Source organism: Mesorhizobium sp. C089B (assembly GCF_030323125.1).
Taxonomy (GTDB): domain Bacteria; phylum Pseudomonadota; class Alphaproteobacteria; order Rhizobiales; family Rhizobiaceae; genus Mesorhizobium.
Window position 1 is genome coordinate 876401 of record NZ_CP100469.1, and the last position, 18404, is coordinate 894804.

General features: G+C 62.2%; 19 protein-coding genes and 1 pseudogene. 12 read left to right on the forward strand and 8 right to left on the reverse strand.

The annotated features are described in order from the left end of the window. Window positions 1-5: 5 nt before the first annotated feature. Window positions 6-225: pseudogene (locus tag NLY44_RS04390) on the forward strand (glycerophosphodiester phosphodiesterase family protein); the annotation flags it as partial. Window positions 226-425: 200 nt separating this feature from the next. Here NLY44_RS04390 and NLY44_RS04395 read toward each other — a convergent pair. After that, window positions 426-1298 carry an aldo/keto reductase family oxidoreductase gene (locus tag NLY44_RS04395; protein ID WP_023689475.1) on the reverse strand — a complete coding sequence of 291 codons (873 nt, stop codon included), beginning with the start codon at window positions 1296-1298 and terminating at the stop codon, window positions 426-428. A 91-nt stretch (window positions 1299-1389) separates the two neighbouring features. On the opposite strand from NLY44_RS04395, the gene NLY44_RS04400 reads away from it, so the two are divergent. Next, on the forward strand, window positions 1390-2289 hold the full coding sequence (locus tag NLY44_RS04400; RefSeq protein ID WP_023693291.1) for a LysR family transcriptional regulator: 900 nt from the start codon (window positions 1390-1392) through the stop codon (window positions 2287-2289). Window positions 2290-2557: 268 nt separating this feature from the next. Here the strand turns inward: NLY44_RS04400 and rpsI are convergent, their stop codons facing one another. The 3 genes from rpsI to NLY44_RS04415 form a co-directional block, all read right to left on the reverse strand. Beyond that, window positions 2558-3040 carry a 30S ribosomal protein S9 gene (gene rpsI, locus NLY44_RS04405; protein WP_023669408.1) on the reverse strand — a complete coding sequence of 161 codons (483 nt, stop codon included), beginning with the start codon at window positions 3038-3040 and terminating at the stop codon, window positions 2558-2560. Between the two features lies 1 nt (window position 3041). Then, window positions 3042-3506: a 50S ribosomal protein L13 gene (gene rplM / locus NLY44_RS04410; RefSeq protein ID WP_023669409.1), complete on the reverse strand. Its 465-nt coding sequence runs from the start codon at window positions 3504-3506 to the stop codon at window positions 3042-3044. A gap of 215 nt (window positions 3507-3721) precedes the next feature. Further along, window positions 3722-4186, reverse strand: a complete 465-nt coding sequence (locus tag NLY44_RS04415; protein ID WP_023693292.1) for a PaaI family thioesterase — start codon at window positions 4184-4186, stop codon at window positions 3722-3724. A 146-nt stretch (window positions 4187-4332) separates the two neighbouring features. Here NLY44_RS04415 and NLY44_RS04420 point away from each other — a divergent pair, with 146 nt between their 5' ends. The 6 genes from NLY44_RS04420 to NLY44_RS04445 all read left to right on the forward strand — a co-directional run bounded on the left by NLY44_RS04420 (window position 4333) and on the right by NLY44_RS04445 (window position 8866). After that, a complete protein-coding gene (locus NLY44_RS04420) occupies window positions 4333-5154 on the forward strand; it encodes an enoyl-CoA hydratase (RefSeq protein ID WP_023689473.1) in 822 nt (273 codons plus the stop codon). A gap of 11 nt (window positions 5155-5165) precedes the next feature. Next, entirely contained in the window at window positions 5166-5588 is a 423-nt protein-coding gene (locus tag NLY44_RS04425) for a VOC family protein (protein WP_023689472.1), read from the forward strand. 8 nt (window positions 5589-5596) lie between these two features. Further along, window positions 5597-6373, forward strand: coding sequence for an AAA family ATPase (locus tag NLY44_RS04430; RefSeq protein WP_023693294.1), 777 nt, complete (start codon window positions 5597-5599; stop codon window positions 6371-6373). Next, window positions 6370-6891 (forward strand): CoA-binding protein, encoded by a 522-nt coding sequence (locus NLY44_RS04435; RefSeq protein ID WP_023669414.1) that lies wholly within the window; start codon window positions 6370-6372, stop codon window positions 6889-6891. Before NLY44_RS04430 ends, NLY44_RS04435 begins: the two co-directional genes overlap by 4 nt. Before the next feature lie 167 nt (window positions 6892-7058). After that, window positions 7059-8339: an O-acetylhomoserine aminocarboxypropyltransferase gene (locus tag NLY44_RS04440; protein WP_023693295.1), complete on the forward strand. Its 1281-nt coding sequence runs from the start codon at window positions 7059-7061 to the stop codon at window positions 8337-8339. A 194-nt stretch (window positions 8340-8533) separates the two neighbouring features. Further along, a complete protein-coding gene (locus NLY44_RS04445; RefSeq protein WP_373420123.1) occupies window positions 8534-8866 on the forward strand; it encodes a cupin domain-containing protein in 333 nt (110 codons plus the stop codon). Between the two features lie 20 nt (window positions 8867-8886). Here the strand turns inward: NLY44_RS04445 and NLY44_RS04450 are convergent, their stop codons facing one another. From NLY44_RS04450 to NLY44_RS04460, 3 genes are all read right to left on the reverse strand, one after another. Then, entirely contained in the window at window positions 8887-9414 is a 528-nt protein-coding gene (locus NLY44_RS04450; protein ID WP_280790547.1) for a type 2 periplasmic-binding domain-containing protein, read from the reverse strand. 206 nt (window positions 9415-9620) lie between these two features. Next, a complete protein-coding gene (locus NLY44_RS04455) occupies window positions 9621-10868 on the reverse strand; it encodes a cytochrome P450 (RefSeq protein ID WP_023805124.1) in 1248 nt (415 codons plus the stop codon). Window positions 10869-10975: 107 nt separating this feature from the next. Then, window positions 10976-11566, reverse strand: coding sequence for a hypothetical protein (locus NLY44_RS04460; protein WP_023689466.1), 591 nt, complete (start codon window positions 11564-11566; stop codon window positions 10976-10978). 310 nt (window positions 11567-11876) lie between these two features. Here NLY44_RS04460 and clpP point away from each other — a divergent pair, with 310 nt between their 5' ends. The 4 genes from clpP to NLY44_RS04480 all read left to right on the forward strand — a co-directional run bounded on the left by clpP (window position 11877) and on the right by NLY44_RS04480 (window position 17230). Further along, the gene (clpP, locus tag NLY44_RS04465; protein ID WP_023682306.1) at window positions 11877-12506 is read left to right on the forward strand and encodes an ATP-dependent Clp endopeptidase proteolytic subunit ClpP; all 630 of its coding nucleotides are present in this window, start codon (window positions 11877-11879) and stop codon (window positions 12504-12506) included. Between the two features lie 295 nt (window positions 12507-12801). After that, window positions 12802-14076: an ATP-dependent Clp protease ATP-binding subunit ClpX gene (clpX, locus tag NLY44_RS04470; protein WP_023682305.1), complete on the forward strand. Its 1275-nt coding sequence runs from the start codon at window positions 12802-12804 to the stop codon at window positions 14074-14076. A 273-nt stretch (window positions 14077-14349) separates the two neighbouring features. Continuing rightward, window positions 14350-16761: an endopeptidase La gene (lon, locus tag NLY44_RS04475; RefSeq protein ID WP_023682304.1), complete on the forward strand. Its 2412-nt coding sequence runs from the start codon at window positions 14350-14352 to the stop codon at window positions 16759-16761. 196 nt (window positions 16762-16957) lie between these two features. Then, entirely contained in the window at window positions 16958-17230 is a 273-nt protein-coding gene (locus tag NLY44_RS04480) for an HU family DNA-binding protein (RefSeq protein ID WP_023669423.1), read from the forward strand. Between the two features lie 90 nt (window positions 17231-17320). Here NLY44_RS04480 and NLY44_RS04485 read toward each other — a convergent pair whose 3' ends face one another. Further along, window positions 17321-18343 carry an aldo/keto reductase gene (locus NLY44_RS04485; protein WP_023805125.1) on the reverse strand — a complete coding sequence of 341 codons (1023 nt, stop codon included), beginning with the start codon at window positions 18341-18343 and terminating at the stop codon, window positions 17321-17323. Window positions 18344-18404 lie beyond the last annotated feature (61 nt).

The following is an 18404-nucleotide window of genomic DNA, read 5'->3' on the forward strand; positions in this document are numbered from 1 at the left end:
GTGCAAGGCCCGGCGGCTTCCTCTCCGGCGGCTGCGGCGATGAACTGGCGGTGCAGGCCGGCATGCCGGCCGAGACCACGGTTTCTGGGCCGAACGCGGCGCCACCATCATCCAGACCGACGAACCGAAGGCTGCCATTGGCTGGCTGGGGGCCAACGGGTTTAGGGTGCCTTATGTGGATGAGGCGAAGCCGGCCGAGCCGCGAATACGGCGAGTATCAATTAGAAATCGTACGTCGGCGCCATCACCCCACCCGGCGCTGCGCGCCGACCTCCCCATCGAGGGGAGGTAGGGCGTTGGCGCTTTAGATTCCGACAGTCGTAGCGATTGCGAGGCATGCAAGGCTGCCGCGACCTCCTACCTCCCCTTGATGGGGAGGTCGCGCCGAAGGCGCGGGTGGGGTGACAGCGCCGCCCGCAAAATCTTCACGCCGCTTTCGCCACCCCATCCAATTCCCTTAGCACATCGGCCGACAGCTCCAGTTCCGCCGCCGCCAGGTTCTCTCTCAAATGCCCGATCGACGACGTCCCCGGGATCAGCAGGATGTTCGGCGAGCGGCGCAGCAGCCAGGCGAGCGCAACCTGCAAGGGTGTGGCGCCGAGCCGCGCGGCCACATCCGACAAGGTCGACGACTGCAGCGGGCTGAAACCGCCGAGCGGGAAGAACGGCGTGTAGGCGATACCGGCGCGCGCCAGTTCATCGATCAACCCGTCGTCGTCGCGATGCGCCAGATTGTACTGGTTCTGCACGCAGACGATCTCGGCGATCCCACGGCCTTCCTCGACCTGCGCTGGGGTGACGTTGCTCAGGCCGATATGGCGCACCAGACCCTTGCGCTGCAGTTCGGCAAGCGCGGTCAACTGCGGCTCGATCGAGCCCTCGGCGGGACCCATCACCCCGAACATGATGCGCAGATTGACGACATCCAGCACCTCAAGACCGAGATTCCTGAGATTATCGTGCACGGCCTGCTCAAGTTCCTTGGCGGAATAGGCAGGCAGCCATGAGCCGTCGCTGCCGCGCCGCGCCCCGATCTTTGTGACGATGACGAGGTCTTGCGGATAGGGCGCCAGCGCTTCGCGGATCAGCTGGTTGGTGACATGCGGGCCATAATAGTCGCTGGTGTCGATGTGGTTGACCCCGGAGGCCACCGCTTCGCGCAGCACTGCAATGGCCGCGTCATGATTCTTCGGCGGACCGAAAACGTGCGGGCCGGCAAGTTGCATGGCGCCGTAGCCGAGCCGTTTCACGGTGTGGCTGCCGAGGGTGAATGTGCCGGATTTTTGGATGGTGGACATGGTCGGTCTCCTTTGAGGAGGCGAAGATAGACGCTGCTCAACCTCGGGATAATAAGGTACAATCCGTACAGCTTGTGCGGAATGGCGAACAATGATGGACCTTGGCGATCTGAACGCTTTCGTGACGGTGGCGCGTGCCGGCGGCTTTCGCGAAGGGGCTCGCGCCGGCGGCGGCAGCGCGTCGGGCCTGAGCGAAGCGGTGCGCCGCCTGGAGACGCAGCTCGGCGTCAGGCTGTTCAACCGCACGACACGCAGCGTCGTTCCGACCGACGCAGGTCTCAGCCTGCTCGGACGGCTTGGCCCGGCGCTGTCGGAGGTGGAGGCGGCCCTCGACGTGGTCAATGGCTTTCGCGACAGGCCGGCTGGTTCGCTGCGCCTCAACGTCCCGGTCAGCGCCGCGCGGCTGATATTGCCCGACATCGTTCCGGGCTTCCTCGCCGCCTATCCCGGCATTCGGCTGGAGGTCATCGCCGATGAGAACTTCGTCGACGTGCTGGCGGCGGGCTGCGACGCCGGCATCCGCTATGACGAGCGACTGGAGCAGGACATGATCGCGGTGCCGATCGGACCGCGCGTCCAGCGCTTCGCCACTGGCGCCAGCCCCGCCTATCTCGAGCGCCATGGGCGGCCGCAGCACCCGAGCGACCTGCTTGGCCATGCTTGTCTGCGCGGTCGTTTTGCCAGCGGTGCGATGCTGCCGTGGGAATTCGAGCGCGACGGCGAGGTGGTGCGTGTCGACACGACGGGGCCGTTGATCGTGCGGATCGGCGGGGCGAGCGATCTTGCCGTCCATGCGGCCATTGCCGGCAGCGGCATCGTCGCTCTCTTCGAGGGCTGGCTTCGCCCTCACTTCGAAAGCGGCGCCCTGGAGCCCGTGCTCGAACCGTGGTGGCAGAGTTTTCCCGGACCATTTCTGTACTATCCCGGACGGCGTCTGGTTCCAGCGCCGCTACGGGCGTTTATCGATTACATCAAGGCCGGCAAGTTCTGAGACTTGAACCGAGGCCGGCGCCATCACCCCACCCGGCGCTTCGCGCCGACCTCCCCCATCGAGCGGAGGTAGGGTGCCGCGTTTTTATGGTCGAACTGGTTTGCTAGCCGCTGGACCATCGTGGATTGTCCGGGCGGCAAAACTGCCGCGACCTCCTACCTCCCCTCGATGGGGAGGTCGGCGCGAAGCGCCGGGTGGGGTGACTGCCGAGACCCAAAAGAAAAGGCCGCCCGGAGGCGGCCTTTCGATGTCTGGAACGTCGCAGCGCTTAGCGCTTCGAGAACTGGAAGGAACGACGGGCCTTCGCCTTGCCATACTTCTTGCGCTCGACGACGCGGCTGTCGCGGGTCAGGAAGCCGCCCTTCTTGAGCACGGCGCGCAGTGCCGGCTCATAGTAGGTCAGCGCCTTGGAGATGCCGTGACGAACGGCACCGGCCTGGCCGGACAGGCCGCCGCCGATGACGGTGGCGACGATGTCGTACTGGCCGGCGCGGTTGGAAGCGATGATCGGCTGGTTGAGGATCATCTGCAGGACCGGACGCGCGAAATAGGTCGCGAATTCCTTGTCGTTGACGACGATCTTGCCCGAACCCGGCTTCACCCAGACGCGGGCGATGGCGTTCTTGCGCTTGCCGGTGGCATAGGCGCGGCCCGACTTGTCGAGCTTCTGGACATGGACGGGTGCTGCCGGCTGGGTGTTGGTGTTGCCGGTGGCGGCGCCCAATTCTGCGAGCGAGGAAAGCTCAGCCATCTTATGCAACCTTCTTGTTCTTGGCGTTCAGCGCGCCGACGTCGAGGGTGACGGGCTGCTGGGCGACATGCGGATGTTCCGTGCCTGCATAGACGCGGAGGTTCTTCATCTGGCGACGGCCGAGCGGCCCGCGCGGGATCATGCGTTCGACGGCCTTCTCGACGACACGCTCGGGGAAACGGCCCTCGAGCAACTGGCGCGCGGTGCGCTCCTTGATGCCGCCGGGGTGACCGGTGTGCCAGTAATAGACCTTGTCGGTGAACTTCTTGCCGGTGAACACCACCTTGTCGGCATTGATGACGATGACGTTATCGCCGTCGTCGACATGCGGGGTGAAGGTGGGCTTGTGCTTGCCGCGAAGATGATTGGCGATGACAGTGGCGAGACGGCCGACGACGAGACCCTCGGCGTCGATCAGCACCCACTTCTTCACCACATCCGCAGGCTTCTGCGAAAAGGTTGCCATGGATTTCTGCTTTCGATTTTGACCTTCCGAAGAAGGCGTTTCTTGTTGCTTGGATTGGCGACAAGGCACTTGCCCGCCGCCAATAACAAAACGGCGGCCTTTGCGGGCCGCTGCTTCGTGACGGCTTATAGGCGAGGGGGTGGTGCACGTCAAGGCGCGGGAAAAGCACGTCTGCTCGTAAAGTGTAATAAAAACAAAGGTTTGATCAAAAGGTATTATTTTACCACATCGGCGGCGCGCTTCGGCGGGATCGAATAGGTGCCGGTCGCATGCGCTACCGTGTGTCCCTTCGGTCCGGCGACGATGTCGATATCGAACACCATCAGGCTCTTGCCCAGCTTCAGGATGCGGCAATGGCCGTCGATCGGCCCGGCTTCGGCCTTGCGGACAAAATTGATGTTGAGGTTGACGGTAACCGAAAGCGCATCCGGCCCGGCATGGCTGAGCACGCAGACATAGCCGCCAATGTCGGCCAGCGTGAACAGCGAGGGCCCGGACACCGTGCCGCCGGGACGCAAATGCCGTTCGCTGGCGTTGAGCCGCACCGTGCAGCCGCCGGGAAACACATCGAGCGCCTCATACGACGTGAACTCGTCGTTGAGCTGGGGGTAGACGCTGGCCATCAGCGCATTGACTTCAGCCGCCGTCAGCACCGGCTTGAGATTGTCCTGGGCGGGCATGTCGGTCTCTCGTTCTATGCCGGGCCTGTATGAACGCAATGATGCGCTTCTGGCAACACCTCTGGCGCAAGCGATGGGTGTTGATGAAACTCGATCCGATATTAGATAGTCTGGCGGCGCCCGGCGGAATCGCGGAGACCCTTGTCATGGCCGAAATCCTTTCGATCAAACCTGTTGCCATAGACGGGCCGGTCATCGCCGGGCTGGACAAGGGCGTGCTGCGCCTGACGCTCGCCAATCCGCCCGCCAATGCCTTGTCGCTTTCCGTCATGGCGGCATTGAGCGCCGAGCTCGACCGTGCCAAGGCCAACAAATCGGTCCGCGTCATCGTCTTGGCGGCCGCCGGGAAAGTCTTCTGCGCCGGTCACGATCTCAAGGAAATGACCGCGCGCCGCGCCGACGCCGACAAGGGCAAGGGGTTTTTCGAGCAGACATTTTCGGCTTGCGCGGCGTTGATGCAGCAGATCGTGCGCCATCCGCTCCCGATCATCGCCGAAGTCGATGGCCTAGCCACCGCTGCGGGGCTGCAACTGGTTTGCAGTTGCGACCTCGCCATTGCCTCGCATGAAGCGACCTTCTGCACGCCGGGCGTCAATATCGGCCTGTTTTGTTCGACGCCGATGGTGGCGCTGTCACGCAACGTGTCTCACAAGCACGCCATGGAAATGCTGCTCACCGGCGAGACCATCGATGCCGCAACCGCCAAGGAATTCGGCCTGGTCAACCGCGTCGTGCCGCGCGAATACCTGAATCAGATCGTCACCAAATACGCGCAAACCATTGCCTCCAAATCATCTCTGGTGGTCAAGACCGGCAAGGAAGCCTTTTACGCGCAGGCCGAGATGGGGTTGGCGGACGCGTATGCCTATACCGGCCGCGTCATGGTCGAGAACATGCTGGCCCGCGACGCCGAGGAAGGCATCGGCGCCTTCATCGGCAAGCGCAAACCGGAATGGACGGACGAATAGGTTTTCGATCCATGGAACCGCGCATCTCCATCATCACCATCGCCACCGACGATCTCGAGCGCGCCGTGCGCTTTTACGAAGGCATGGGCTTGAAGCGCCACGCCGGCATCACCGATGGCGTCGCCTTCTTCCAGATGGGCGGCGCCATTCTCGGCCTGTTCCCGAGGCCAAGCGCCGAGGAGGATTCAGGCATTGCCTTCGCCGCAGCACCGTCGGCGGTCTACCTCGCCTACAACACCCGCTCCGATGCCGAAGTCGACGACGTGCTGGCGGCCGCCGAGAAGGCCGGCGGCAGGATCGTCAAGCCGGCAGGCCGCGCCTTCTGGGGCGGCTGGTATGGATATTTCGCCGATGCCGACGGCCATGTCTGGGAAGTCGCACACAATCCGGCCTTCCCGATCGCGGATGACGGCACCATCTCGCTGCCGGACTGAGCGTCCGCATGGGCTATCGCAAGCAACTGACCCGGCTTAAGGCGCCTTATCTCAAACGCATCCTGATTGACCCCGAGCGCGTGGAAGATTGGGACAAGTATCCCTGGAACCTGCCTCTGTTCCGCGGCCGCGAATTCGAGCTCGAATTCACCACGCCGATCACCATCATTGTCGGCGAAAACGGCACCGGCAAATCGACGCTGCTGGAAGCGATCGGCGCGCTGGCCGGTTACGACGAAGCCGGCGGCGGCAAGGGCTACATGCCCGTCGACCACTCCGGCGCCATCGACGAGAGTGGTGCAGCGCTTGCCGACACGTTGCGCGGCCACTGGCTGCCGAAGGTCACAGCGGGTTGGTTCTTCCGCGCCGAATCTTTTTACTCGGTTGCCCGCTATCTCGATCAGGCGGCGCTGGAATCTGGCGGGGCGCCGCCGGATTTCCTGTCCTGGTCGCATGGTGAAGGGTTCATCCGCTTCTTCGAGGAGCGCTGCCGCCGGCAAGGTATCTACATCCTCGACGAGCCCGAAAGCGCGCTGTCGCCATCGCGGCAGATCGAGCTGCTGAAGATGCTGCGGCGCATGGACCGGTCCGGCACGGCTCAAGTGATCATGGCGACGCACTCGCCGCTGCTGATGGCCTGTCCGGGCGCGCGGCTGTTCCGCATCAGCCGCTTCGGCCTCGACCCCACAGATTTCACCGATACCGATCATTTTCGCATGATGCGCGACTTCTGCACGGACCCGCAGTCCTTTATGGAGGAAGCACTGAGGGAGACCGACGAGTGAATCACGATAGCTACGACAATGCCTATATCGGCGGCATCCTCAATTCTGTGAAGACCATCGCCATGGTCGGCGCGTCGGCCAACGATGTCAGGCCGAGCTTTTTCGTGCTGAAATACCTGCTGGCCAAGGGCTTTTCGGTGTTTCCGATCAATCCGGGGCAGGCCGGCAAGGAAATCCTCGGCCGCATGACCTATGCCAGCCTTGCCGATCTGCCTGAACCGGTCGACATGGTCGACATCTTTCGCGCCTCCGCAGCGGTGCCCGGCATTGTCGATGAGGTGCTGAAGCTCGACCCCTTGCCGAAAGTCGTCTGGATGCAGCTTGGCGTGCGCGATGACGAGGCGGCCGCGCGTGCCGAGGCGGCCGGTATCAAGGTGGTGATGAACCGCTGCCCGAAGATCGAATATGGCAAGCTGTCGGGCGAGATCGGCTGGACCGGCGTCAACTCCGGTGTGCTTTCGTCGAAGAAGCCGCTGATGCGGTCGGGATTCCAGAGTTTCGGTGTGCGCCAGAAGTAAGGCAGTGAATGGTGAATGGTGAATAGAAGGATTTTCCTGGAAGCCGGGTAAAGCCGCATATGAGCGGCTTGCAATCAAGGTGGGACTGGCCGACTTTGCGACCACCATTCATCGCTCACCATTGACCATTTCATCATTCACACGTTTACCGCTCAGGGAGGTTTTCGATGACCCGCACGCCCGGTTTCAACACGCTCGCCGTCCATGCCGGCGCCAAGCCCGACCCGGCGACGGGCGCACGCGCCACGCCGATCTACCAGACGACCTCCTTTGTGTTCGACGATGCCGACCATGCCGCCTCGCTGTTCGGGCTGAAGGCCTTCGGCAACATCTACACCCGCATCATGAACCCGACCCAGGCGGTGCTGGAAGAGCGGATCGCGGCGCTCGAAGGCGGCACGGCTGCACTTGCCGTTGCTTCCGGCCATGCCGCACAGGTGATCGTGTTCCACAATCTCATGCGGCCTGGCGATAATTTCGTCGCCGCCACAAGGCTTTACGGTGGTTCGATCAATCAGTTCGGCCATGCCTTCAAGAATTTCGGCTGGGAGGTGCGTTGGGCCGACACCAACGACGTCTCCACCTTCGAAAGCCAGATAGACGACAAGACCAAGGCGATCTTCATCGAGAGCCTGGCCAATCCCGGCGGCACCTTCGTCGACATAGAGAAAATCGGCGACATCGCCCGCAAGCACGGCTTGCCGCTCATCGTCGACAACACGCTGGCCTCGCCCTATCTGGTGCGGCCGATCGAGCATGGCGCCGACATCGTCGTCCATTCGCTGACCAAGTTCATCGGCGGCCACGGCAATTCGATCGGCGGCGCCATCGTCGATGGCGGCACGTTCGACTGGTCGAAATCCGGCAAATATCCGATGCTGTCGGAGCCGCGCCCCGAATATGGCGGCCTTGTCCTGCACGAAACCTTCGGCAATTTCGCTTTCGCCATCGCCGCGCGCGTGCTTGGCCTGCGTGACATCGGCCCGGCGATTTCGCCGTTCAATGCCTTCCTGATCCTGACCGGGCTGGAGACCTTGCCACTCAGGATGCAGCGCCATTGCGACAATGCGATCACCGTAGCCGGCTGGCTGTCCAACCACCCCAAGGTCGCCTGGGTCAACTATCCCGGCCTGCCCAGCGACAAGAACAACGCGCTGCAGAAGAAATACTCGCCGCAAGGCGCCGGTGCTGTCTTCACCTTCGGCCTGAAGGGCGGCTACGACGCAGGCATCAAGTTCGTCGAGGCGCTCGAACTGTTCTCGCACCTCGCCAATGTCGGCGATACCAAGTCGCTGGTCATCCATCCGGCCTCGACCACGCATCGCCAGCTTTCCGACGAGCAGAAGGTCAAGGCGGGTGCCGGACCGGACACGGTCCGGCTTTCCGTCGGCATCGAGGATGTCAACGACATCGTCGCCGATCTGGAACAGGCTTTGACCAAGGTTTGAATTTTTTTAGTGAGTAGTGAGTAGTGAGTAGTGAGTAGTAGTCGGTATTCACTAGTTAGCAGTGATTAGTGATCAGCCACCCGCTCGAGGGAGCGCTTTCCGCTCACTACTCACTACTCACTACCCACTAGTCACTACTCTGCACTACTCACTAGTCACTAATCTGTTGGAGGCAAACCCTGTCCGCGCATTACTTGGCAATATCGACCGACAGCGTCGACGCCGAACATGGCGCCCCGGCGCCGGATCGTCTGATTGCGGGCGATCCGAAGTTCCGCACCTGGAATGTCGAGGAGCGCGATGGCCGCCTCTATGCCGGCATCTGGGAAGCGACGCCGGGCAAATGGCGCATCGAATATGACGAATGGGAGTTCTGCCACATCCTGTCCGGCGTCTCGGTGGTTGCCGAGGATGGCGGCGAGGCGCGCACGGTCCGGGCCGGCGACAGCTTCGTGCTCAGGCCAGGCTTCAGGGGCAGCTGGGAAGTGCTTGAAACGACCCGCAAGGAGTATGTGGTCAAGCTCTGATCTCGCGGCGCGCTTGGACTTCACAAAAGCCGATCGATGTCAGTGTCGGAAAAGCCGTATCCGCTCATCATCTCCCTGTGCCAGGGACTGCCAAGCAAATCACTGAGGCATAAGTCGACGCGCTGGAGCAGGGTGGCACTGCCTTTGGCGAGAGCGAAAGCGCCGGGCGCTGGCTGTTTTTCGACTGCCGGGACGTCGACGACGTCGAGAGGCGCGTCGGGTCGCCGGCTCAGATAGCCGCGATGCGCGAGCGCTACACTCGCATAGGCATGCACCACGCCGGCCGCGACGGCGTTAGCTGCTTCGGCCTGGGTGGCAAATATCCTTAGCCGTTCGGGCTGAATAGCGTTTTGCAGGGCCGTCCGGTGCTGGATCTGGCCCGATATGACGCCGATCAGCGCCGTCCGATCATTGGCGACGGACCGATAGCCATCAAAGGCGCGGGGATTGTCTTTCGCGACCAGCAATCCATCCGCCAGCATCCAGATCGGCCTTGTGAAGTCGACCAGCTTCCGGCGGTCTTCGGAAATGAACAGGCCGGTGGTCATGTCCCACCCCTTCGGCAAGCCCAGGCAGCAGCTCGGCAAACTCGGTCTCGATGGGCAAAAGTTCCAGCCCGAGCGTCAGGCAGACCCTCTTGGCCAGTTGGGCATCGCTGCCGCCCAGACGTCCCGATCCGTCGATAAAGCAGAAGGGGTGGTTCCTGTAGAAAGGCGAATCTCATTTTCTCGGGCATGCGTCGGCTCCGCCGTCCTCACAAGCTCACAGTGAGCTTTTCCAGCCCATGGAAATGATAGGTGTCGCGGAAGCGCGGCTGCTCCGCAAGATGGAGTTGCGGCTGCCGCTCGAACAGGGTTTTCAGCGACACCTGCAACTCCAGCCGCGCCAGCGGCGCACCGATGCAGAAATGGATACCGGCGCCGAACGAGACATTCTTCTGGTCTAGTCGGCCGGGCCGGAAGGCGCCAGGTTCGGCAAAGGCAAGCGGATCATGATTGGCCATGCCGAGCAGCAGGCCGATCGTCTCGCCCGGTTGTACGACAACCCCCGATGTCACCTCGACCTCCTGATAGGCGTAGCGGGTGAACATGTGCAGCGGCGCGTCGAAGCGCAGGCACTCCTCGACCGTTGCAGCGGTTGCTTCCGGCGAGGTGAAGAAACGGCCGGGGTCGCCGCCTTGCGCCAGCAACGTGCGCACGGCGTTGCCGGTTTGATGGACGGTCGCCTCGTGGCCGGCATTGAGCAACAGGATGGCGGACGAGACCAACTCGTTTTCCGACAGCTTCTGGCCATCCTCTTGCGCCACGATCAGCAGCGATAGCAGGTCGTCGCCAGGCTTCTTGCGCCGCTCGGCGACATAGCCGCGCAAAAAGTCGGAAAAATCGCGCGCGGCGCGATTGGCCGCTTGCTCGGTCTCGCGCGTCCGGCCATGCATGTACATGGCCACCATCCGGTGCGACCAGTCGAGCAGTTGCGGCCCCATTTCGACCGGCACACCGAGCATTTCGGCAATGATGGTGATCGGCAAAGGTGCGGCGAAGCTGGGCAATAGATCGACGTGGCGCGGTTCGAAACGGTCGATCAGCTCATTGGCCAGCGCCTCCACGCGCGGCCGCAGCCGCTCGACCTGGCGCGAGACGAAGGCGCGGTTGACCAGGGTTCTGAGCCTGGTGTGCACCGGCGGCTCCAGCTCCAGCATCGAATTGCTCTCGATGCCGTCGAAAGCGGCCAAATGCGAGCGATCCTCGCCGATGCCGCGGCTGTCGGGAATGCCGGCCGGGTTCTGGCGGCCGAAGCGGCGGTCGCGCAACAGCCGGTTGACGTCGTCGAAGCCGCCAAAGCACCAGGAGCCGAATTCCTCCCAGAAGAAGGCATTCGATGCGCCATGCAGGACGGCATAGGCGTCGTAAGGGTTCTGGAAAAACGCCGGTCCGTGCGGGTCGAGCCGCAGGCGGCGCGTGGCTGGATCAAAGGCGAGGTAGGGCGGCATGGATGTGGTCATGCCAGACCATTACCGCGGCTTGCCGGCTTGGTGCCAGACCGGATGTTGGCACCCGACGGCCCTATGGATTGAGCCAACCGAGGCGGACCTCGGCGAAGTACCGAAGTCTAATCCTCGCAATGCCTGGCAATATGCACGCGGCGCCAGCTGGTCGAGCCTTCCTGCACCACCACCCGGCGCGCCATCCTCTGGTATGACGGCGCTATCTGGGTGACGTGCCGCCGCTCGGGCCGCACCAGCACTTCATGGGCGACGCTCTCATATTCGGCCGGCAGCACAACCCGGCGGGTGCGCTCCGGTTCAACCACCACCGTTTCGGCCACACGCGCGTAGCGGGCCTTGCGCCACACCTTGCACAGCACCTTGCGGCCGTGGATGACGCGCCATTCCCAGGCATAGCCGCCATCGTCGACCTGGACCGTGCGGTAAACGGTGCGGGTTCTCGCCGGTACGATGTCATAGGTGACTCGGGGCGGCGCGATCTGCTCGACGCGCTCCATGGTGCCATAGATCGGCGGATCATAGTCGACCAACTGCCCGCCGGGACTGACCATGACGTCTTCATAGACGGTGTCATAGAGCGCCGGCCTGTGCACCGGCTCATAGCATTCGGCGGCCCGGCCGCCGGCAACCGCATCGGACACCATACCGAGACCGGCAAGGCCGGAGATGGCGAGGCAAGCAGTTTTCCTGATCATGGCACTCCCCCTGTTTGAACCCGAAACGTGAGGTTCAATGTTGAATTGTAGGGGAAGGTTCTCCGGGGGAAAGCGGTTTCGCCGCATTTCGTTAAGCGACGCGGTTAAGGAATTGCTACACCGCAAAAACGCCGCTGGCCGCGTTCGGACTTTCCCTTGCGCGGAAACCTTGATTCGACTTAACCAGATGGCTAGGAGCAGGCGGCCTTGCGCTAGGGTGAGCCGGCATCCTATTTACATTCTAACCATCAAGAACCGATTCTGCCCGATGTTCCGGCGCCGGAATCCCCATCTCCAAAAAGGGTAGTCCATGAAGAACCCCGTCGAAACCTACATGAACCTCGTTCCGATGGTGGTCGAGCAGACCAATCGCGGCGAGCGGGCCTACGACATTTTCTCGCGCCTGCTGAAAGAGCGCATCATTTTCATCACCGGCCCGGTCGAAGACGGTATGGCGACGCTGGTTTGTGCACAGCTTTTGTTCCTCGAGGCCGAGAACCCGAAGAAAGAGATCAATCTCTACATCAACTCGCCGGGCGGCGTGGTGACCTCGGGCATGGCGATCTACGACACCATGCAGTTCATCAAGCCGGCGGTGTCGACGCTGTGCATCGGCCAGGCGGCGTCGATGGGCTCGCTGCTTCTGACCGCCGGCCACAAGGACATGCGTTTTGCCACGCCGAACGCCCGTATCATGGTTCACCAGCCTTCCGGCGGTTTCCAGGGTCAGGCCTCCGACATCGAGCGGCACGCGCAGGACATCATCAAGCTGAAGCGCCGCCTCAACGAGGTCTACGTCAAACACACCGGCAAGAGCTACGAAGACATTGAAAAGACGCTTGACCGCGACCATTTCATGACAGCCGACGAAGCCAAGGATTTCGGCCTCATCGACAAGGTCATTTCGTCGCGCGAGCCGGTCGAAGGCGCTGCGGCATAAGCGCTGCATGGCAGTTGCGTGGCTGGATAACGCGCTTTTGCTGGGATTTGCGGCATTTCGGCCACAATTGGCTGTTCCCTCGGTGGATGGGATTGCCTACGTTAAGGCTATGTTGATTTTCGACGGCTTAGCTTTGTGCAGGGTTGGCGCGAATCATTGCGACGTTTTCTGATTTGTGTTTCGTACGGAATGCGTTGCGGGAGCCGGGACACTGGCGGCGGCGAATTCCCGCGATAGATAGAATATGCGCCCTTTCAGCCAGACCATCGGCGGGCGGCCATGAAAGGACAGGAAAATGAGCAAAGTCGGCAACAACAGCGGTGATTCGAAGAACACGCTTTATTGCTCGTTTTGCGGCAAAAGCCAGCACGAGGTGCGCAAGCTGATCGCCGGCCCAACGGTGTTCATCTGCGACGAGTGCGTGGAGCTGTGCATGGACATCATCCGCGAGGAGAACAAGACCTCGATGGTGAAGTCGCGCGAGGGCGTGCCGACCCCGCAGGAGATCCTGAAGGTTCTCGACGACTATGTCATCGGCCAGCCCTACGCCAAGCGCGTGCTGTCGGTGGCTGTCCACAACCACTACAAGCGCCTGGCGCATGCCGGCAAGAACAACGACGTCGAATTGGCGAAGTCCAACATCCTGCTGATCGGCCCGACCGGCTGCGGCAAGACGCTGCTTGCCCAGACGCTGGCCCGCATCATCGACGTGCCCTTCACCATGGCCGACGCGACGACGCTGACCGAAGCCGGTTACGTCGGCGAGGACGTCGAAAACATCATCCTGAAGCTGCTGCAGTCGGCCGACTACAATGTCGAGCGCGCCCAGCGCGGCATCGTCTACATCGATGAAATCGACAAGATTTCGCGCAAGTCCGACAACCCATCGATCACCCGCGACGTGTCGGGCGAGGGTGTGCAGCAGGCGCTTCTGAAGATCATGGAAGGCACCGTTGCCTCCGTGCCGCCGCAGGGCGGCCGCAAGCATCCGCAGCAGGAGTTCCTGCAGGTCGACACCGCCAACATCCTGTTCATCTGCGGCGGCGCCTTCGCCGGGCTGGACAAGATCATCTCGGATCGCGGCAGGAAGACTTCCATCGGCTTCGGCGCCATCGTCGCTTCGCCCGAGGATCGCCGCACCGGTGACGTGTTCCGCCTGGTCGAGCCCGAGGATCTCTTGAAGTTCGGCCTCATCCCCGAGTTTGTCGGCCGTCTGCCGGTCCTGGCGACGCTGGAAGACCTCGACGAGCCGGCGCTGATCCAGATCCTGACCGAGCCGAAAAACGCGCTGGTCAAGCAGTATCAGCGGCTGTTCGAGATGGAGAGTGTCGACCTGACCTTCCATGAGAATGCGCTGTCGGCGATCGCCAAGCGCGCCATCGAGCGCAAGACCGGCGCCCGTGGCCTCCGCTCGATCATGGAAGCGATCCTGCTCGACACCATGTTCGAACTGCCCGCCCTGGAAGGCGTGCGCGAAGTGGTGATTTCGGAAGAAGTGGTGACCGGCAGCGCCCGGCCGCTCTACATCTATTCCGAGCAGAAGGAAAAGAAGGGCAACGTCAGCGCCTGATCTGGCATCTGGCCTAACCTTTTTATGGAACGGCGCCCGCGGGGCGCCGTTTTGCTGTGGTGAGGTACCGATCCTTGTGACGGAGTGGATGAACGAACGTGTCGACCCTTGATCTTTGCCCCTCGTGCATCCAACTAACATCGGAAGGCCGTGGTGCCGAATTCTGTGCTGTAAAACTCCCGTCACAAACGGTGGTAGGCGGAACGATCCCCGGTCGTTAATATGAGATTCGCGGTTGGCTCAATTAGCGGCCGCGACATGAAAGGTTGGACAATGGCCAAAATATCCAAGGCTCCCAGCGACGGCGTCTTCGCAGTCCTCCCACTGCGCGACATCGTGGTGTTCCCGCACATGATCGTTCCGCTCTTTGTCGGGCGTGAAAAGTCGATCAAGGCGCTGGAAGAGGTTATGGGTCAGGAAAAGCAGATCCTGCTTGCCACCCAGATGAATGCCGCCGATGACGATCCCGAGCCCGATGCGATCTTCGACATCGGCACGCTCGCCAATGTGCTGCAATTGCTGAAGCTGCCCGACGGCACCGTCAAGGTGCTGGTCGAAGGCGCTTCGCGTGCCAAGATCGTCTCGTTCACCGACCGTCCGGACTTCCACGAAGCTACCGCCACGGCGCTGGTCGAGCCGGAGGAGGAAGAGGTCGAGGTCGAGGCGCTCGCCCGTTCGGTCGTCACCGACTTCGAAAACTACGTCAAGCTGAACAAGAAGATCTCGCCTGAAGTGGTGGGTGCCGCCAGCCAGATCGACGACTATTCCAAGCTCGCCGATACGGTTGCCTCGCACCTCGCCATCAAGATCCCCGAGAAGCAGGAGATGCTGGCCACGCTGTCCGTCAAGGAACGGCTGGAAAAGGCGATGGGCTTCATGGAAGCCGAAATCTCCGTCCTGCAGGTGGAGAAGCGCATCCGCTCGCGCGTCAAGCGCCAGATGGAGAAGACGCAGCGCGAATACTACCTCAACGAGCAGATGAAGGCGATCCAGAAGGAACTCGGCGAAGGCGAGGACGGCCGCGACGAGGCCGCCGAGATCGAGGCGCGCATCAAGAAGACCAAGCTCTCCAAGGAGGCCCGCGAAAAGGCGGAAGCCGAGTTGAAGAAGCTGCGGACGATGTCGCCGATGTCGGCGGAATCGACCGTCGTGCGCAACTACCTCGACTGGATCCTGTCGATCCCGTGGGGCAAGAACTCCAAGGTCAAGCAGGACCTGGCGTTTGCGCAGAACGTGCTCGACACCGATCATTTCGGCCTCGACAAGGTCAAGGACCGCATCGTCGAGTATCTCGCCGTGCAAAGCCGCCAGAAGAAGCTGAAGGGGCCGATCCTGTGCCTCGTCGGCCCTCCCGGCGTCGGCAAGACCTCACTCGGCAAGTCGATCGCCAAGGCGACCGGCCGCGAGTTCATCCGCATGGCGCTTGGCGGCGTGCGTGACGAGGCCGAGATCCGTGGCCACCGCCGCACCTATATCGGCTCGATGCCCGGCAAGGTCATCCAGTCGATGAAGAAGGCCAAGAAGTCCAACCCGCTCTTCCTGCTCGACGAGATCGACAAGATGGGCCAGGACTTCCGCGGCGATCCGTCATCGGCTTTGCTCGAGGTGCTCGATCCCGAGCAGAACTCGACGTTCATGGACCATTACCTCGAGGTCGAATACGACCTGTCGAGCGTGATGTTCGTGACGACGGCGAACACGCTGAACATCCCTGCGCCCCTGATGGACCGCATGGAGATCATCCGTATCGCCGGCTACACCGAGGACGAGAAGATCGAGATCGCCAAGCGTCACCTGATGCCCAAGGTGATCCGCGATCATGCCCTGCAGCCGAAGGAATTCTCCGTCGGCGAGGACGCGATCCGCGGCATCATCCAGACCTACACCCGTGAAGCGGGCGTCAGAAGCCTGGAGCGCGAGCTGATGAAGCTCGGGCGCAAGGCGGTGACCGAGATCCTGAAGACGAAGAAGAAGACGGTGAGCATCACGGCGGCGAACCTCGCCGATTACCTCGGTGTTCCGCGCTTCCGCTTCGGCCAGGTCGAGGCTGACGATCAGGTCGGTGTCGTCACCGGTCTTGCCTGGACGGAAGTCGGCGGCGAGCTGCTGACGGTCGAAGGCGTCATGATGCCCGGCAAGGGCCGCATGACGGTGACCGGCAATCTGCGCGACGTGATGAAGGAATCGATCTCGGCGGCGGCCTCTTATGTCCGCTCGCGGGCCATCGATTTCGGCATCGAGCCGCCGCTGTTCGACAAGCGTGACATCCACGTCCACTTGCCCGAAGGCGCCACGCCGAAGGACGGTCCGTCTGCAGGTGCTGCCATGGCGACAGCCATTGTGTCTGTCATGACTGGTATTCCGGTCCGGGCCGATGTGGCGATGACTGGCGAGATAACGCTTCGCGGCCGCATCTTGCCGATCGGCGGCCTCAAGGAGAAGCTGCTCGCCGCATTGCGCGGCGGCATCAAGAAGGTGCTGATCCCGGAAGACAACGCCAAGGATCTGGCGGAGATTCCGGACAATGTGAAGAACGGTATGGAGATCATTCCGGTCTCACGTGTCGGCGAGGTTCTGAGGCACGCGCTGGTGCGCATGCCGGAGCCAATCGAGTGGGTCGAGCCGGTCAATCCGCCGGCTTCCACCGATACCGTTGACGATGCTGGAAAGTCGCTTGCACATTAGAAACTACTAAAGTTGCAGTGCACAAAGAGAGAGCCGGGCCTTGAGCCCGGCTTTTTCATGTGAAAAACCCACCATTTCCGGGCTTTTTTCAACTTTTTTCCGGCTTTTTGACTTGGGTTTGCCAGCGCTTCTTTCTAAAGTCCCTCTCCTGCCGGATGAGTCGAAAGTTCCGGTTTTCTCATGGAAGGGAATTTTTATGAACAAGAACGAACTGGTTTCCGCTGTCGCTGAATCCGCGAGCATTTCGAAGGGTGACGCACAGTCGGCGGTTGAGGCGGTGTTCTCCGTCATCACTGGCGAACTGAAGAAGGGCGGCGATGTACGGCTCGTCGGCTTCGGAAATTTCACCGTCTCCAAGCGTGCGGCATCGACTGGCCGCAACCCGCAGACTGGCGCGGAAGTGAAGATTCCGGCGCGTACCGTGCCGAAGTTCTCGGCCGGCAAAGGCCTCAAGGACGCGGTCAACTAAAAATTTTTCAGAGAATGTTGAAAAGCCGGGTTCGCCCGGCTTTTCTTTTGCCTCGATGGCGGCAGGCCGTCAGCCCGCTGAGGCGAGCCTTCAGCCCACCGGCGCATCCGCGCGCATCAGGCCTTCCTGCTTGAGGTCCGCCCACAGCGCCGCAGGCAGCTTGGCATCGAGCAGGGCGCGGTTGCTTTCGACTTCACTCGGCCGCTGGCCGCCGGGGATGACCGACACCACAGAAGGGTGCAGCAGCGGAAACTGCAGCGCCGCCTCGATCAGCCTGACGCCATGGCGCTGGCAGACGGCCTCGATGCGCCCGACACGATCCATGATGTCCCTTGGCGCCTCGGAGTAATTGTAATAGGCGCCTGGCTTCGGCCCAGTCGCCAGGATGCCGGAATTGTAAGGACCGCCGAGAACGATGCCGATGCCGCGTTGCTCACAGAGCGGCAGGAAGGTGGCAAGCGCTTCCTGTTCCAGCAGCGTGTAGCGCCCGGCCAGCAGGAACAGGTCGAAGTCGCCACGCTCCGCCAGCGTCTGGCAAACCTCCCATTCGTTGATGCCGCCGCCGAAGGCCTTGATCACGCCCTGGTCGCGCAGCGCAACCAGTCCGTTGTAGCCCGAGGCCATGAATTCCTCGATGCGCTGGTCTGACGCCTCCTTGCTGCCATGGGTGAAGATGTCGAGGTCATGGACGAAAAGGATGTCGATGCGGTCGACGCCAAGCCGTTCCAGCGACGCCTCGAACGAGCCCATGACGCCGTCGTAGCTGTAGTCGTAGACCTCCTTGCGCGTCGGTGTGTCGAAGAACTTGCCGATGCCGGTTCGTTCCTCCGGCGGGCAGGCGCGCAACAGGCGACCGACCTTGCTCGACAGCACATAGTCGTCGCGCTTCCTACCACGCAGGAAGGCATTGAGCCGTGTTTCGGCAAGGCCCAGGCCATAGAGCGGCGCGGTATCGTAGTAACGGCAGCCGGTCGCCCACGCCGCCTCCAGCGTCGCGTTGGCATCCTCGTCGGGGACGGCGCGGTAAAGGTTGCCGAGCGGCGCGCTGCCGAAGCCAAGCTCGGTGAAGTCGAGGCCGCCATTGCCGATGCGGTCGAAATGCCGTGTCTTCATGTCGTGCTGATTTCCTGGATTGATTGTCTGACATGACACTATCACGCCGCTGGCTCAGCAA